Origin of the sequence: Bythopirellula goksoeyrii, from assembly GCF_008065115.1 — a bacterium.
GTDB classification, from domain to species: domain Bacteria; phylum Planctomycetota; class Planctomycetia; order Pirellulales; family Lacipirellulaceae; genus Bythopirellula; species Bythopirellula goksoeyrii.
On record NZ_CP042913.1, the window covers coordinates 4,533,323 to 4,546,819 of the forward strand.

Annotated in this window: 8 protein-coding genes; 3 read left to right on the forward strand and 5 right to left on the reverse strand. The window is 51.6% G+C overall.

Annotation, left to right across the window (positions count from 1 at the left end):
- Positions 1–81: 81 nt before the first annotated feature.
- The 5 genes from Pr1d_RS17890 to Pr1d_RS17910 all read right to left on the reverse strand — a co-directional run bounded on the left by Pr1d_RS17890 (position 82) and on the right by Pr1d_RS17910 (position 8,062).
- Entirely contained in the window at positions 82–1,590 is a 1,509-nt protein-coding gene (locus tag Pr1d_RS17890; RefSeq protein WP_148074803.1) for a PEP-CTERM sorting domain-containing protein, read from the reverse strand.
- A 400-nt stretch (positions 1,591–1,990) separates the two neighbouring features.
- Positions 1,991–4,249 carry a polysaccharide lyase 6 family protein gene (locus tag Pr1d_RS17895; protein WP_148074804.1) on the reverse strand — a complete coding sequence of 753 codons (2,259 nt, stop codon included), beginning with the start codon at positions 4,247–4,249 and terminating at the stop codon, positions 1,991–1,993.
- Positions 4,250–4,394: 145 nt separating this feature from the next.
- On the reverse strand, positions 4,395–5,378 hold the full coding sequence (locus tag Pr1d_RS17900) for a PEP-CTERM sorting domain-containing protein (protein WP_148074805.1): 984 nt from the start codon (positions 5,376–5,378) through the stop codon (positions 4,395–4,397).
- Positions 5,379–5,660: 282 nt separating this feature from the next.
- Entirely contained in the window at positions 5,661–6,596 is a 936-nt protein-coding gene (locus Pr1d_RS17905; RefSeq protein ID WP_148074806.1) for a hypothetical protein, read from the reverse strand.
- A 305-nt stretch (positions 6,597–6,901) separates the two neighbouring features.
- A complete protein-coding gene (locus Pr1d_RS17910) occupies positions 6,902–8,062 on the reverse strand; it encodes a XylR family transcriptional regulator (RefSeq protein ID WP_148074807.1) in 1,161 nt (386 codons plus the stop codon).
- A gap of 391 nt (positions 8,063–8,453) precedes the next feature.
- Here Pr1d_RS17910 and Pr1d_RS17915 point away from each other — a divergent pair, with 391 nt between their 5' ends.
- The 3 genes from Pr1d_RS17915 (at position 8,454) to Pr1d_RS17925 (ending at position 13,497) form a co-directional block, all read left to right on the forward strand.
- Entirely contained in the window at positions 8,454–11,258 is a 2,805-nt protein-coding gene (locus tag Pr1d_RS17915; RefSeq protein WP_148074808.1) for a hypothetical protein, read from the forward strand.
- Between the two features lie 152 nt (positions 11,259–11,410).
- Entirely contained in the window at positions 11,411–12,145 is a 735-nt protein-coding gene (locus Pr1d_RS17920; RefSeq protein ID WP_148074809.1) for a hypothetical protein, read from the forward strand.
- 53 nt (positions 12,146–12,198) lie between these two features.
- The gene (locus Pr1d_RS17925; RefSeq protein ID WP_148074810.1) at positions 12,199–13,497 is read left to right on the forward strand and encodes a polysaccharide lyase 6 family protein; all 1,299 of its coding nucleotides are present in this window, start codon (positions 12,199–12,201) and stop codon (positions 13,495–13,497) included.

Here is a 13,497-nt window from a genome sequence, read left to right on the forward strand (position 1 = left end):
TGCGGCAGAACTCTAACTGGCACGTGACACACGCCGGAACTCGCTCAACTCGTACCGGCTTACAAGGTTATCGAGAAACAACTAGCTCTTGCTACGACGACGCAAGGCGAGAGACGCCGCCCCACACAAGCTCAACAAAACAAGGGATGTAGGCTCGGGAACAGCAGCTACAGCAGCTACCAAAGGGTTTGTTCCATATTGTTGCTGCCAAAGTTGCAGATCAGCAGGTGAACCGGCGTTGGTAGAATTCCCTCGTTGCCAGAACAAGAAATCATTTCCATCAACGTCACCATCGCCGTCATAGTCAGCATTGTCAGCTGGCTCGTTGCTACCAAAAATCTCCAACTTAAAATTGTCGATCAGCATATCGAAGTCATCGAGTCCTGTATTGCGAATTGCAAAGTAATCCCAAGAGTCGCTAGAAATTCCGTCGGGCTCGCTCATGCTATTGAGGATCGGTTCGTAATCCGAAAGTGTGTAAGAAATACCGGTGGCTCGATCAGTCGCGGTCAAACTTGCCAGAATCGTATCTCCCGGGTTTACGTCGGTAAATCGTTCCAGTGTCAGCGACAGATTGTAGACTTTGTCAACACTCAGATTGACTAAACCATAGTCTCCAGTTCCTGGATTCATTTCTTGGGGTACAGCGACAGTATCGTCATCACCCGTACCCTGCATGATCCGTTTATCGTTTGGATCGGTACCAGGGACATTGGTCTCTTCACGAATGCGCCAATCACCCCCATTGGGGAAAAACGGTGGAAAAGATCCATTCGGATTTTCAATGACTACTTGACCATACCAGCCCCGGTCGTTCGTGCTACCGATGTCACTTCCAGCGACGGAAACGCTACCTCTAGTGCCATCAAAATAGCCGTCGTCTTGCCCCCATACCGCCGAGGTCATTGTTTCAAACGAGCCATTCATATCTAGATCTACATCGGGTCCAGCCACCGGATTAGTCTGGCCGAGTTGCCCGTCTGTATCCTGAAACAGTCCAAACCGCAATTGCGCATCATCTGGCTGCACGAAGGAATTCGCATTAGGTGCATCTCGCCAAACGCGCCAATCAAAACTGACTTTGACTTTGTCTCCCACTTGAGGTCCCAATGAGATCGTTTGTCCGAATATTGCAGCAGCCGAGTTACCGCGGCCTTTTGCGTTGTAAGAGAGTGCATACCCATCATTGATGGCAGTAGTATTAAGTCCGCCCGTTGTGGTAGTCGGTTGCGTCTCAAGCATCGCACCCTGAGTATCATCGACGATGGCAATAAAGGCCCTGCGATCACCAGAATTACTGCCAGTAAACCCAGAGTGGGACAACCAGCGCAACCCTGTATCGCTTGAGTTCAAAGGGATTGCAACTTCATCATTCGTAGCCATGCCGGTATTTGAAGAGCGAGCCGGTATATAGGTACCAATGCCATCAGTGCCCGTATCAGTATCGGCCCCATCAAGCACATTGTCGTTGTTGCGATCGCCGTCACCGAAACCGTCTTGAAAAACAACGGCTGCATGCGAAAACGAGACGGCTAGCGTGAAGAACATGACAGCATTAGCTGCCAGCGACAAAATTCGGTACGTCTTCATAAGAGGGACCTTTCATAGTGATCAGTACTGCAAAAAATGCTAAGAGGTGTAATCGAGCCACCAACAAGCAGCCCATTTCGAGTGCAAACAAAAACAGAAATACCTAGGAAGTAGAATCAGATGAGTTATCGCTCGCCTTAACCTATAATTGCCTAAGACAACCAATTCGACAATCCAATTCTTCAGAAATCGATTCTGAAATTCCGGCAGTTGGGGAATACTAAGAGTAACTAGGTACGGATGAACACTGATTGGCAGATTTTCACAGATTTCAGAAGACAACAAGCTTTTAAAACAATCTGCATCATCCGCTAAATCTGCGATTGTCCGCGTCTAATTTCCCCCTTTTTGATTCCTTCAGATTGCCCTGGGTTAATAGTAGCGCGAGAACTATGCTTTATCAAATTTCCGAATATCTTCCGGAAACCTTAGATACTTGCATTGCACCGCGATCAATCACCAAAAAGAGAACAGCGCCCAAAATTAGACACATGCTGTTTGGCTCAGGAACGGCACTGTTGGCCGCCACAAGGGTGGGATTTCCATATTGGGCTTGCCACAATTGCAGGTTTTCAGGGGTTGCTCCCCCGGGCGCATCGCCCCGTTGCCAAGCCAAGAAATCGTGTCCATCGACGTCCCCATCGCCATCGAAGTCGGCACTCGCGGGCAGGCTGTTGGCCAGGAATGTATCAAGCTGTTGGGCGGTAAGACCCCCATTCTGATGAAAAATGATCGCATCGATTTCGGAGCCCCTCTCTCGGCGACCGAGGCGAAATTCAAGCGGCATGCCGACGTGGGACTGACTAATGGAAAATTCGTCGCCTGTTTCCCAACGGAAGACCCCATTCTCAGAGAGATGGTCGGTGTCAGTTGGATCGATACCAAAGCCACTCGGCGTAAAAATACTGTTAGATGAACCATCGAAACCTCGAGCGAGGTAGTACGCGGTGTAGTCGCCGGCTTCGCTAAACGAAATGTCATAAAGTGCCAGAGTGTCGTGATTGGCTGAACTGGCAGTGGAGACCCCTACAGTAGGTGCTTTGATCACAGACCCACCCGAGGCAGCGCTATCCTGAACGACGGCCCAGACTTCCCCATTGCCGTCGGGATCGGTAATCGCAGTAAAATCCTCTGCCTGAATGACCTGGTAAGGCCCTGGTGGAAGCTGAACCGGTGGTGGCCATACGTCGGGTGCTTCGTAGTTGAACCACGAGGCTCCCACGTCGGAAGTTGTCAGAGGCTTGCGAACTATCTGGGCGAAGGAGGCTTCGTCGGCACCAATGTCGAACAGGCTGATGCGAGGTTGGCCGTCCATGTCGACGGTGACATAGTCAGCAGAAACGGCATCAACAGCAGGACTGGTTGCCGACGGACGCCACAGTCCATCGGGACCAAGTACGAGTTGGGGATCTACCTCCATAATGCCGGGGCGTGAGCCAATGCCCAAGGATGCCCCGTAGGCAATATTGTCGGCATACACGTAACCACTCCCTTGCTGGCCTTCAAAAAGCGGCGCCGCCGTGCTGGAGATCAGGTTTCGGACGATAGTGACGTCCTGCGGGAGCACCGAGCGCCCACTCGAACCATGCCCCCAGTCCGTCGTGATGGCTGCCCCACCGACGTTGACGATCGTGTTGTGGGCAATGAGTGCGTTTTTCACCGGCTGGTATCCGGTTGGATCCGAGCCGGTGGTTCCCGAGGCAAGCGAGATCGCCCCGTCCGCTTCATCATCTACGTCCGCGATGTAGTTATTGACGATAATATGGTCTTCGCCAACCACCCGAATGCCGCCAGATCCTTCTCGGCCTTCGCCAAGAAAGAAGTTGCCTTCCACCGTTGCGCGGTGCCCGTGGCGGAGTGTCAAGGTACCTGCCGATTCCCGGAAGGTGTTGTAGCGGAAAACATTGTCATTCGCCTTGCTAGAGATGATTTCGATCTCACCATCCACCCGCTCGAAGAGGTTGTTCTCAACCAGAATGTGAGCGTCATAGTTGCTTGTTTCGCTGAGACCAAGTCGGATCGCTTCAAAACCATTCTCCCAACCTTGTGGACGGTCTCCAAAATGGTTCGCGTCGATCGTGTGATGCGCTTCGGAAAGTGGATTCGACTCGTCCAGCCAAGCGACAACCTGAGGGCCGCTGTTCTGTTGGTCGAGGAACCGGTTGTGGTCCACTCGATTGTTCTGGCCGTAGAGAGAGACGTAGTGCCATTTGTCGTTAAGATCGTTCGGATTGAAGTAGGACTCGATCACAGAGTTAGTAAAGCGACTATTGGTCGCCTCACCTAAGGGCCCGCGAAACTGGACGACGTGATCCGAGTTTTCGATACTCCCTCCTTTGAAGTGCAAGCCGTCCACGACGAGATGATCACCCGAAATCAAAAGTTGGGACGTACCATTGAGGATGACGCCACCTGGCGTCTGCGCCCGCAAGGTAATTGGATTGCCCGCAGTGCCCAAGCCTACGAAATAGATCTCCTGATTCGTCCAGGTGCCATTGGTCATGATCAGTGAATCGCCCGGGGCGGCCGTCTCCATGGCAGTCTCGATATCATCGGCGGACGACACGAAAAAATCCGCGGCAATTGTCGAACTCGAGAAACCAAGCAGGATGACTGCAGCAGATAGCGCATTGAATGTACTTGCAGAACGAGCCCTCATCTCTAAATCCCTTATCTTTGCAAAGTCCCCCTTCGAATCGTGCACATGCAACGAACTCCGGGATATGAGTAAAAAACAAGTTCGTGTGGAAATACCCCTCCCCAACCACAAATCTGAAAACTGGCCGGGGAGGGGTAGCACTGCCCTAAAAACGGTTCCTCGGAACCAAAAGAACGATCCCAGCCATCAACAGGCCCAGAGTAGCAGGCTCTGGAATTGCGACCGACTCGATCACCACATTGTCTACGCGCCATTCTGCGGTAGCACGCATGTTGGTCATCGCGAACTCATCAAACGTCTCAAATGGTGAGGTCGTGTCCTCCGCTGTGAAGGGAGTTGCACCATCGACTTGGATCGAAGTCAGCACACCCCCCGCCGTGCGCTCCAGGCTGAAGAGGATGCTATGCTTCTGGTCGTCACCTATCGTGACAGGGAATGTCGAAGTCTGCCCAAGTTCGCTTACGTCATCACCCGTGCCAGCCGAGTTGTCTTGTCCAAAGAGCGGATCTTCTGACGAGCCGGATGCAACGCCTGTTTCTTTACTCAACCGAGCATCGGTACTACCAGAACCAGTACCATCACCAAAGGGAATACGGGCAAAATAGCCGAAGTCATTTCCGGTCCCGCTCTCCATATCAAATCGCTGACCATCGGCAATGATTGGTGTTCCGTTGGAGTTGTACAGCCCGACTCGAAATGTCACATTCGACCCATCCGAATCAAACCCGCTGATGAGCCGAATATCCATGCTCGTGATAATCTTGTCCCCCACGGCAGCTCCCAAGGTAGTCGGAGCGAAATTGGTAACCACTGGCCGGTTACCGCTGCTGGAGTTGGGCCGCATATTGAGACTGTTGCCGCCACCGATTCCTGGGCTACCATCATCCGCCACAATAGTAAGTGCAGTAGTACTGCTGTCTTCGTTGGTCAAAGCGAACCATTCCAGCCCCGGCCCTCCACCATTGCCAGCGGTGTTGTCTGCAGTGGTTCGGTCGCCATCGCTAAAGTTGTCTTGGCCGATGATTGTGGCGTGGCTAGTTCCTGCCAACCACGGGCAGCCGATCGCACCAATGAGAACCAATTTTCCAATAACAACGCTGGTCTGTTTACTTTGTTTAGTAATCAACATGAAGCACCCCCTTTAATTATCAAGATTAGTGTTGAACTTTGTGCGGACATTAATTGGCGAACTTCACTGCCAAGAACCCAGCACAATTGATCAACTTCTTCCTCTCAGTTTTGGAAACTACTTGCGCAGTGCGAACCGGATCACGAAATGACCAAGGCAATAAGTGCGCCGCAATCTCTCTGATTGAGAGGATCTAATTAGATATAAGGGTATCGGGTCAGGATGTTGAACAATTCAACATCCTGACCGCTAACCCAAAAAGACCGTAACGCGAAATAGGATTCAGCCGCGTCTTCGTATTCCAGGCATGGCAATCAGAGCACCTAGAACTAGAGCAATACTCGAGGGCTCCGGTACTGGGCAAAACTCAATAGTCACGTTGGAGAAATCGATCCCATTATCCAGATCTCCTGCAGTGTTGGATGATCCGAAGATATTTGAATTCACATGGAAACCTAGCATATCAATAGTAGCAGAATCGAACACGTCCGTTGTAAAATGAGTAGCTATACCATTCGCTCCAGGGCTAAGTGAGCCAAATAGCTCCATTTCTGTAAGACTAATCCTCTTGACGTTGAAAGTGCCGTTGTAGGTTGTATTTGGCAAAAACTGATACTCACCATCTGGTCCGCTGTTTGGAATGTTGTTAAACCCCGAGGTCGTGGCCATCAATCGACCCGAGGCGTTGGCCGTATCGTGCTCACGGAAATTAAGATCTTCGGAGGTCCCATCGCCAAGATCCATGTCTAACATATAGCCCGGAATACCAGGGACACTATTAGCCGCGTTTCCGTAAAGATCGTTCGGCGAACTCGAAGAAGCCGAAACATTGTCATCTAAACCCGCTCTGCCGAGGGTGTCAAAGAGCCCAACTCGGATAGAAGAAGACGATGGCCGGCCGACGGTATCTGGAGTGGTGAACGTATAGGACACCTTCAACTCATCGCCAACATTCGCCAAAGTTTGGGCCGGGAAGACCGTATGTATGCCTCGGCCCGAAGTACCAGTGACAAGTCCTAGCGATCCAGGTGAAATCTCAATCCCGCTCGAGGAACTGGAAGTCCACCAATCGGTATCTAATGCACCAGTCTGGGTGACATCGCCATCGGCGAAGCTATCATTGACAATAACCGCCGCCATTGAAGAAGAAGCAAGAAGTGATGCTACTACAAGAGCACCCAAAAAAAGTAGAAAAGTCGTTCGTCCAGTGGAGTTCATTAGATCATTCCCCTCTCAAAGTGAACAAGAAACAAAGAAGCACAACGCATGCTAAATAGATAAGATCTTCTTCCATTAAAGGCATGGATTACATATCAGGCAATCTTTTATTTCGTATAGTGACTCCGATTTTTCGGCACGCTGCACAACCCAAATAGCAACAAATGGGCCGCGGAAAACGCTAATCCAGCAGGTAGATACGGATTCAATTGGAGTTATTCTGATCCGCGAAAATCCGCCGAATCAGCATTCATCCGTGTTCTATTTCTTCCTGTCTTAGCCTGTATTGTGAGTCACCTCCCGGCCTATTCCCGGTCTCGGAATTGATTACGATAGGCCGTCGCAGTCATGTTCTCGTTCTTGCGGAATACATCACAAAAGTACTTTGGTTCACTAAACCCAGTGCGAATCGCGATTTTTGAAATCGGCAGCTCGGTCTCGCTCAAGAGCAGTTTGGCCCGTGTAAGGCGGATTCGAGTTATTTCTGCCTTGATCGTCCGGCCGAGTATTTTCTTGATGCGTCTTTCCAGCGTGCTTGGGGAACGCGAGGCTAGTTTCAAAACGTCTTGGACCAGAATGCCTTCAACCGCTTTTTCTCGGATAAAGCGAATAGCAGACGCTACCTCTTCATCTTCGACCGAGAGCATGTCGGTAGACTGCCGAGCGGCGACACCCGAAGGAGGCCCCAGAAGGACAGCCTCAGCAGGGACTTTCTTCCCCTCCATGTAAGCATGTAACAGCTTGGCCGCCTCAAAGCCGATTCGGCTCGAATTGACATCGATACTCGTCAAGGGAGGTGTGCAAAGATTGCAAAGATAAGGGTCGTTGTCGACACCGATCACAGCCACTTCGTCGGGGACTTGTATCTCTGCCCGACGGCAAGCATCCAACACCTGTCTGCCACAGTCGTCGTGGCAGGCCATGATTCCCACTGGCTTGGGGAGCGTTCTGAGCCACTCTGCCAGCTTTTGTTGTTGTTTTTCCCAATCAGGTGTCTTCCTCTTTCTTTGTTCGACAAGAAATACTTCACACTCTGCACCTGCCTGGTTTACTTGTTCAATAAAGAAATCGCAGCGGCGGTCCTGATTCGGATTTTCGCCGCGAGGGGTCCCGCAAAAAGCAAAGTGCCGTAGACCGCAATCTTTGAGATGATCAAATGCCAATTGAGAGACGGGCTTGTTGTCGACGCCGATAAATGGAAGCCCCAAATCCTGATAGGCACCGCGGACGTCTACCGCCGGAATCCCCGTGGCAAGAATCGCGTCGGCCATCTGCTGATCGTCGATACGTGCCAGAATGCCATCTCCTTTCCAGTTCTTTAACCAGGAGGGAGGTGGATCGTGGAGTCCATGGGGCTCGAAGAAGATGGACCAAGGCCCGAATTCGCGGTGATAACGGGCCACTCCACGGAGCAGTCCCCGCGCATATTCCCTGGAAGTCTCAATGAGTAAGGCTACATGAAGCAAAATGACCGCCTATTGGTCCAGAATCCAATGAAGAGCTAAACGCACTTGCTATAAAGTCGGAAGCACATTCCAGAAAGTCTACAAGACTGCGGCTGAAGAGGTAATCCAAATAATCAGCATTTGATACCGATTTCCTGACATACCTGGGGGTAGGCATCTAGCTTGAGAAAGTCAGCCTGCCAATTACGGCGACCGATCCGCAGAAAGAATAGTCAACTCTGGTGATTGTAAAAAAAACGGAAGTCGCTTCCTTTCCTTCTGGTTGTCAACCAATTAGGTGCGTCTGAAGATAAACGTGGGTTTAATAGTATTAGAACAGAGTTGCTCTTCTGCGGTGGCGTTTCGCGCTCGCCGGACATGCTCTTTTTCCTTAAGCAATGAATGGCTACGCATGAAGTCTCTATTTTGCTCCTGTAAGATCGCCATATGTGTGCTGTTGGCTATTCCCTGCCATGCTGCGGAAAGCCAATGGGTTCAGACCGGTGCAACGGGCCGACTCGTCTATGTGCCTGATGCGGAAGGAGATCGCATCATGGAGTTCTCGGACGTTGGTTATCGTGGCCGAGGTATCGAGTTGATTCCCAATGATGTGCCGACGGTTGTCACTGTCTCTCCCGTTGCCGGCGATGATACGGCCAGCATCCAGGCGGCTATTAACCAAGTCTCGTCGATGCCGCTCGGCTCCAATGGCTTTCGGGGGGCCGTGCTACTCGAGGCGGGCGACTACGACATCGCCACGAATCTCACTATCAATACCAGCGGAGTAGTCTTGCGAGGGGTAGGCCGTGAGAGCAACGAAACGGTACTCCACGCCCGAGGTACCGGGCAGCGCTCGCTTATCGAGGTGGAAGGTTCCGGTTCCCAATCGCTCACGGGGTCGACTCGAAACATGATCGACAAGGTCGTTCCGGTCGGCTCACGGAGTTTCCGGGTTGATTCGACCTCTGGTTTTACAGTGGGGGATACGGTTCGCGTCACGCGTCCCACGCCCAACAATTGGTTCAGTGACCTGGGAATGGATATGATCCCACCTCGTTCCGATGGCGGGACGGTGTACCAGTGGACTGATCCGAACGTCAATATAAAGCTGGAGTTCGACCGTGTTATCACGCGCATCGAGGGAGACCGCATTTTTGTCGATGCACCGCTCCCCCAATCCTTCGATCAGACCTACGGTGGTGGTACGATCAGACGATATACGTGGAACAATCGCATCCAAAACGTGGGAATAGAAAATCTCCGCGGCGAATCAGATTTCACATCTCCCACTGACGAAAACCATGGCTGGGAGTTTATCTCCATTGATGATGCCCAGAACGTTTGGGTCCAGAATACTTTGTCGAAATATTTCGGCGACTCCGCGGTAGTTGCAAATCCCAGTGCCAAATGGGTGACAGTTGATAATGCAATCAATGAAAGTCCCGTGAGTGTCATCACCGGAAGTAGACGCTATACTTTTGATCTCAGCGGCGAACTAGGATTGGTCACCAATTCGGTGGCTAACGAAGGACGCCACGACTTTGTTAACAACAGCACCCAGCCAGGAGGCCCAAACGTTTTCCATAACTCCGTAGCGCATACTGCCCTCGACGAAACTGGTCCCCATCAGCGTTGGGCTACCGGTACTCTGTTCGACAACATCACCATCGATGGGGATCAGATCAACGCCCGCAATCGGGGCAATTTTGGCACCGGCCACGGTTGGGCCGGTGCAAACATGGTGATCTGGAACTCAACGGCCGACAGTTTCATCGTGCAAAATCCGCCAACGTCGCAGAATTGGTTGGTAGGCTCTGCGGGCACCATCATCGAGGACACAACCTTCGGCCCCCAGCCTCAGGGTTACTACGACCAATCGGGTCCCGGTGCCTCACCCGTCATCGCCGGGGGATCGACCAGCCTTTACGATGCCCAGATGAATGATTCACGGGACATCCGGGAATATCATGCTCAGGGTACGGGCAAATGGACAGACGGCAATTCTTGGGATCAAAGTATTGCCCCGGAAGATGCCTATAAAGTCTCGCTGCGAGACTATCTGATCGGTGACATCGATGAATTTGTTTTCGATGGATCAACGAGCGTCGACAATGCGTTCATCGACCCCGCCTGGGAAACTGCCATCACCACTTCCTCGGCACTGCCAATCACAGGATTCGACAACCTGTCAGGAAATCAGAACGTTGCCTTTACGATTCAGCACGCGCTAGACGTCGGTGAAAAGGTCGTCCATGGTTTCGTCGCCCTGGGACTTAAACAAAGTGCCGGCGGGCTGGTGGACACAGACTTTATTCGCCTGTTCGATACAGACCCAGCTCACAGATTCAACTTTAGCGACCTGGGCTGGGACACCCAGATCGATCAGAGCGGCACATTTGTCGGAGTACTCGACTTGGGTGCTTATCTAGATCAGCTCCAAAGCGGTGCAGTAAATGTCCAGATCAACGACGATACCGGGGTGGATTGGGCGATCTACACGATTACTGCTGCGACCCCGCTCAACGATTCTGCTAGTACGAAGGTATACATCGATGGAGGTGCGGCAATCCAAGTGGATACTGCAGTCGGGTCTATTGGAGAACTCCATCTGGGAGGGGCAAGCCCTGGAACGCTTGCGTTAGCGAGTACAGGGACCGTATCCATTGCGCACGACTTCACTCAATCCTCGTCGGGCTCTTTGGCATTGGAGCTTGCTGTGGGAGGCCTTGGTTCGCTCAACGTGTTGGGCAATGCGAATGTAGGAGGAAGCCTAACCGTAGACTTGGACGAACTTCTCTCACCTGCCGCAGGTGACACCTTTGAACTCATCTCTGCGAACTCGGTGAATGGAGAATTCCAGCAGACAAATCTTCCTGAGTTAGCTTCCGGCTTAACATGGAATCTAGCTTACAACCAAGCTGATGTCACACTCTCTGTGCTTTACTCCGCAGACTTCAATGCCGATGGAACTGTCGACAACTCGGATCTCGTAGACTGGCAAAACGGCTATGGTATGCTATCAGCAACTCACCAGGATGGCGACGCGGATGGGGATGGGGATGTCGATGCGGCAGATTTCTTGATGTGGCAGAGGCAATTTGGTAGCTCATCTCTCCCATCGACACTCTCGGCAAATGTTCCAGAGCCTCACTGCTGTCAACTTCTAGCATCCCTCGTAGTGATTGCCGCACTCACTTGTCGTCCTAGCCCTCTCTAGATATTGAGCAACGCTTTAAAAGGAGATTCGCGATGCCGTCGCAGGCCTTATTCCGACTCAAAGAATGTTCTGCAATACCTTCTGCTGTCTGCGTTCTGATGCTGCTCTCCGCACCCATTTGGGCCGTAGAAGCAAGACAGCAACAATTCACCATGAACACCCTCACCGCAGGTGAAGTGTTGATCGAACCGTTGCTCACAGGCGAAATACCTGGAGTCGAAGCAACACATATCGCCGTTGCTGGACCGGCATCCTATTCAGAGTCGGCCAACGATGATCATGCACTCGTCCTACTATTCGTGGATGGCAAGGGAAAGTTGGAATTCCAAGGCAAGGATTATGAGTTGGTCCCTGAAACGATCGCCATGCCAATCAGCAACGATAAATTGACCGTTCACGTTGAAGATGGAGATACTCTCCATGGTCTGGTGATACGCAAGCAATACTCGGAGCAAGATATCGAGGACATGAAAGAGTTTGCTGCACGAGATTCCGACGGGATCTATCTGAAGAAATTCACCGATTGCGAATCCTACAAGGAAGCAATCAAAAGCCCCAAGACCACCAGTCGCACGGTGCTTCCTAAAGATCACATTTCTCGCTGTGCGATGGGAACGGTTGAAACCATGGGGCCGGATGAAGTGGGTGCGCATCGTCACGCGATGCTTGACCAATTATTTCTCGGCTTGTCGAAGAACGATTCCATCGTCATTACGGACGACACTGAAACGCCCTTTCCTGAGTTCTCTCTCTTACACATTCCCCTGGGATCGCTACATGGCGTCCGAGTAGAAGATGGAAAAAGGATGTACTACATGTGGATGGACTTCTTCCTCACCAAAGAGGGCGAGGAATGGCTCAAAACCCACAAGCCCGACACAAAGTAACTGTCGGACTGCCCGCTTCAGCGGGCAGCTGAACCATAGTAAGGCTCCACAAAATGAACTTTACAAACACCTTTTTTAACAAACTACTGATCAAGTTCGGCATAGTGCTGCTCTGGGGAGTATCGATCGCTAAGGCCGAAGACATCCTAGTCGATGATGTACCGGCTCTCGAAGCGGCTCTCGAAACGGCTCAACCTGGCGACAACATCCTCCTACGCGAAGGAGAGTGGCGAGATGCCAAAATCGTATTCCGAGGCCAGGGCACAAACGCTGCTCCAATCATCTTGAAGGCCGCCACTCCCGGCAAGACGGTAATCACGGGCAAGAGCATACTCCGTATGCATGGTGAGTATCTTGTCGTCGAAGGACTGCTGTTCCAGGACCCGGACCCTTCGGTGAGCGATTTGATCAATTTTCGCTTGGATTCGGACGAGCTTTGCCACAACTGCCGCATGACTGATTGCACCGTGATTGGCACGAAGCAAGTCGATGGCTCGCAAGAGAGTCGTTGGATGGGGCTCTATGGCTCGGACAATCGAGTCGATCATTGCAACTTCGAGGGAAAGAGCGACAAAGGAACAACTTTCGTCGTCTGGCTGGGCAACGGCAGTGGCGGCCGACACAGAATCGACCACAACTACTTCGGGCCGCGTGAAAAACTTGGCAAGAATGGTGGAGAAACCATCCGCATTGGAGATAGCAATTCATCGATGATCGATGCAAAGTGTGTGATTGAGAAAAACCTGTTTGAGAAATGCAATGGAGAGAATGAGTGTATCTCCAATAAATCCTGTGGCAATATTTATCGTGACAACACATTTCTGGAAGTCAGCGGCACGCTGACGCTTCGCCACGGGAACGATTGCCTGGTGGAGCACAACGTCTTCCTTGGAAACAAAGCTCGTGGCACTGGTGGCATCCGTATCATCGGCGAGAACCATGTGGTGCGGGGCAACTACCTTGAGAAACTCACTGGTGATGACAGTCGCGCCGGACTTTCTATCATGACAGGCATTCCCAACTCTCCTCTCAACCGCTATTTCCAGGTCAAAAGTGCACTTGTCGAAGACAATGTGCTGGTCGATTGCGAGCAATCCCTATTGATCGGTTTGAGCGATGATAAGAATGCCAGTCTACCCCCGGTGGAAACTATTTTCAGGGGTAATTGCATTCACGCTCCAAAATACACCGCTGTCGAAGCTCGGTGCGACCTGGATGGGATTACTTGGCTAGACAATCACTTTACTGGGAAAGAATTAGGAATCTCTCCTGTGGATGGGATCAAAACGAGTGATGGCGAGTGGACACCACTAGAGGCGATCCCAAGGGCCGAGGTGGGAACAACTTGGTAA

Bases quoted from the DNA above. Each gene is read 5' to 3' on its own strand.
- Pr1d_RS17890 (WP_148074803.1), bottom strand. From the start codon at position 1,590: ATGAAGACGTACCGAATTTTGTCGCTGGCAGCTAATGCTGTCATGTTC.
- Pr1d_RS17895 (WP_148074804.1), bottom strand. From the start codon at position 4,249: ATGAGGGCTCGTTCTGCAAGTACATTCAATGCGCTATCTGCTGCAGTC.
- Pr1d_RS17900 (WP_148074805.1), bottom strand. From the start codon at position 5,378: ATGTTGATTACTAAACAAAGTAAACAGACCAGCGTTGTTATTGGAAAA.
- Pr1d_RS17905 (WP_148074806.1), bottom strand. From the start codon at position 6,596: ATGAACTCCACTGGACGAACGACTTTTCTACTTTTTTTGGGTGCTCTT.
- Pr1d_RS17915 (WP_148074808.1), top strand. From the start codon at position 8,454: ATGAAGTCTCTATTTTGCTCCTGTAAGATCGCCATATGTGTGCTGTTG.
- Pr1d_RS17920 (WP_148074809.1), top strand. From the start codon at position 11,411: ATGAACACCCTCACCGCAGGTGAAGTGTTGATCGAACCGTTGCTCACA.
- Pr1d_RS17925 (WP_148074810.1), top strand. From the start codon at position 12,199: ATGAACTTTACAAACACCTTTTTTAACAAACTACTGATCAAGTTCGGC.